The organism is Flavobacterium aquicola, assembly GCF_003385115.1.
Classification (GTDB): Bacteria; Bacteroidota; Bacteroidia; order Flavobacteriales; family Flavobacteriaceae; genus Flavobacterium; species Flavobacterium aquicola.
In genome coordinates this window covers 1-2,630 of the sequence record NZ_QUNI01000040.1, presented here as the reverse complement: position 1 = coordinate 2,630, position 2,630 = coordinate 1, and the positions used below count along the sequence as shown (strand labels likewise).

Annotated in this window: 2 protein-coding genes; both read right to left on the bottom strand. The window is 31.1% G+C overall.

Annotated elements, in window-relative coordinates; genetic code table 11:
- Window positions 1–227: 227 nt before the first annotated feature.
- Window positions 228–827 (bottom strand): hypothetical protein, encoded by a 600-nt coding sequence (locus C8P67_RS21855; RefSeq protein WP_147298288.1) that lies wholly within the window; start codon window positions 825–827, stop codon window positions 228–230.
- Between the two features lie 158 nt (window positions 828–985).
- Entirely contained in the window at window positions 986–1,882 is an 897-nt protein-coding gene (locus tag C8P67_RS21850; RefSeq protein WP_115815318.1) for a hypothetical protein, read from the bottom strand.
- Between the last annotated feature and the right edge of the window lie 748 nt (window positions 1,883–2,630).

Genomic DNA, 2,630 nt, shown 5'->3' with positions numbered 1-2,630 from the left:
TTGAACAAGAATTTAATAGTACAAAAAGTGTTATAATCAAAAGTTGTCTTTTCATAGTTATATTTCTGTTTCTACGGGAATATTACTGCTAACGTCTTGGCACTACAGCGGGTTTGGGACTAAATTAAGCCCTATTTTCGGATTTGCCAAATCTCCCAAATACAAGACCATTTTTCCATTAAGCCAATTACCCAAATCCGTTGTAGTGGCTGTTATGTGACGTTTTTTTATTTACGACGAACATAAGTCCATTTTCCATTTTTCTTTTTAATAAGCAGGGAATTATGATATCCGCTACTTGTTCCACTTTCATAACCGACTAAATATTCAATCACAACAATTCCGTTTTCTCGTTTATCATCAAAGCAAACTCTAGAAAAATTCAAAACTCTGTATTCTTCATCTGCTGTAAATTTAGTTTGACTTGATTTAAACTGTGTGTAAGGTCTTTCTAATTTCAGTTTTGATTTTGCAAACTCTCTGAATTTTAAATCTTTGAAATTTTGTGAGTTTAATATGCTGAAAAAAGTGATTGAGTCTGATGCATTTTTAAAATTATTATCTGTAAACATCCACTCGTTATCTTCCTTTACTTGAGAAATGGGAAGTAAAGCGTCTGAGAAATAAACTTTGATGTCTAAGGTGTCAATATTTGGTTTTACAATAACTTGATCATCAAAAAACTTTGTTGGATTTAATAATAAATCGTTTGTTTTTAAATAATCGTTTGCAACATCTTCGATAGCTTTTAATTCTTCTTGTTCGTAATCATCTTTACAACTTGTCAAAAGAATTGTGAACATCAATAGAACAAATATTTTTCTCATTAGCAGTATTTTAAAATGTCACATAACGTTCTGGCACTACAGCGGGTTTGGGACTAAATTAAGCCCTATTTTCGGATTTGCCTAATCATCCCAAATACAAAACCATCTTTCCATTAAGCCCAATGCCCAAATCCGTTGTAGTGGCTGTTAGTAGCTGGCTATTTTATGTTAAGAAATCTTTTCATTATCTCATCATGTGTTAAATAGCCATCATTAATGTTTTCATAATCTATAAAAAAATGCTTCTCAGTAGTATTGATGTGTTTAGATGAAAAATCAAAATATTCACCTTCTTCCATTTCATATCCTCCACCAATAAAACGTATCGCATTTTTTTCTAATATTTCTTTAAACAGACGATCCTTGCTAATATTCATATTTACATGTTTATCGTTCAATCCTTCTGTTTGAAAATAATTAATTAAAATTCTTTCAACCAACATTACATAGTCTTTTAATTTTTCATCAGTAGTTATATCTTTTTTTATTCCGATATCACTAACACAAACCAAATTTTTGTCTTTTACATAGCAATAACTAAATTTAAATGATGAAACATACAATCTTAATTCATTTTCATCTTCAATTTCTGCTGAAGCTTTGATTATCTTTTCATGACTAAATAATCTTCTAATAGGCTCGAAAGAATATCCGATGTATATTAATTCAGGTTTATTCCCAATTTCAATTTTTGACATTCTTAATACTAAATCAGGAACAAGTTTCATGGGGTTTTCCGTAGGATAACCTTCAATTTCTAATAATAGCAATTTGTTTGTTGATCCTTCAATAAGCTTAACTTTTTTATTTGGTTCAATGCAAAAATTCACTGGAATCCTTTTATTACCAAATAATAAATCAAGTGTTATAATATCATTATTTATAAAAATTGATTCAATATCGAAACGAACTTTCTTTACTTTACATATGAAATATATCAAAGAATCTTTAGAGAAAAAGCGCTCTGAAAACTGAATAATTGAGTTTTCATCGTGTAATAATGTAAAAGGTATTGGACTGCAATATTGAAGCTCAAAAGTTAAGATTCTATTCATGATTAATTGTTATTTCTGGTGGGTTTTGGATAGCTAGCTACTAACGTTCTGGCACTACAGCGGGTTTGGGACTAAATTAAGCCTTGTTTTCGGATTTGCCAAATCATCCCAAATACAAAACCATCTTTCTATTAAGCCCAATGCCCAAATCCGTTGTAGTGGCTGTTAGCGGTTCGGTTGTTGCTTGTTGATATGCCTAATTATTAATCGATTCTCAGCCTAATCTTTGCCGATTAAAAAAACCTAATTCTTGTCCAAATCTCGGCTAAATTTCATTCCCTTTTTTCGTTCCAATTTCATAATCAAAATGTTTGTTTCATTTCAATTATAAAACTCGAAATTTCAGTTTTCCTTTTCCGCTTAAAACTCGAATATTTACATTCCAATTTGAAATTCCGACATTCAAGTTTGCTTCGCCTGTTCGCTTTCGCTCGAGTCTGCTTTTCACGTTCCAATTAGAAACTCAGATTTTCAAGTTTCAATTGTCAAATTCCAATTAAAATTTCGGATTTCCGCATTCCAATCTTAAACATCAAAAAAATAAAATTTCGCCAATACCCACCCAATTTTCACGTTTGCTTTTTCAGTTTCAGTATTTCAAAAGCCTAATCTTTAAATCCGGTTTCCTCCTCGTTCACACGTCAACTGACCGCTAACGTTCTGTCGCTTGGCTTAGTGGCGGATGATTCAAGACCCAAGCCCAACAAAAATACACTAATTATTAAATTAAAAACCAATATGGACAAAA

Excerpts from the sequence above, each read along its gene's own strand:
- C8P67_RS21850 (WP_115815318.1), bottom strand. The coding sequence starts at position 1,882 with ATGAATAGAATCTTAACTTTTGAGCTTCAATATTGCAGTCCAATACCT.
- C8P67_RS21855 (WP_147298288.1), bottom strand. The coding sequence starts at position 827 with ATGAGAAAAATATTTGTTCTATTGATGTTCACAATTCTTTTGACAAGT.